A 638-nucleotide genomic window follows, 5' to 3' on the forward strand; every position below is an offset into this window, starting at 1 on the left:
ATGCGATCGTCGGCAGCGTCAGATGTGTATAAGAGACAAGTATTGGGGCCGAGCGGGGTTGACCGCAGCCCGGTTTGTGGCGTGTCCGTTCGCCGGGGCGTCGGGGGTGCGGATGTATCGCACCGGGGATTTGGTGTCGTGGGGCGACGACGGTCAGCTGCGGTATGTGGGGCGTGCTGATGAACAGGTCAAGATCCGCGGGTATCGCATCGAACTCGGCGAAATCCAAACCACACTAGCCAGCTTGGACGGGGTGGACCAAGCGGTGGTGATCACCCGCGAGGACCACCCCGGGGATAAGCGGCTGGTCGGCTATGTCACCGAATCGGGTTCGGGGACAGTGGATCCGGACGCCATCCGCACGCAGTTAGCGGATCGGTTGCCGTCCTATATGGTGCCGGCGGCGATCGTGGTGCTCGAGGGTTTGCCGTTGACGGTCAACGGCAAACTCGACACCCGCGCCCTGCCCGCCCCCGACTACACCGGCGGCGCGTATCGCGCCCCGGCCAGCCTGACCGAGGAAATCCTGGCCGACATCTACGCCGACATCCTCGGGCTGGACCGCGTCGGGGTCGACGACTCGTTCTTCGAGCTGGGGGGGGAATCGTTGTCGGCGATGCGCCTGATCGCACCTACAC

At 65.0% G+C, this 638-nt stretch carries 1 protein-coding gene; it reads left to right on the forward strand.

The genetic code is table 11. The features are described 5' to 3' along the window. Positions 1–638 (forward strand): phosphopantetheine-binding protein (locus A5781_RS08075; RefSeq protein WP_156624474.1); only part of this gene is annotated, 638 nt, incomplete at both ends.

Origin of the sequence: Mycobacterium sp. 852002-30065_SCH5024008, from assembly GCF_001665645.1 — a bacterium.
In the GTDB taxonomy this organism is placed as follows: domain Bacteria; phylum Actinomycetota; class Actinomycetes; order Mycobacteriales; family Mycobacteriaceae; genus Mycobacterium; species Mycobacterium paraffinicum.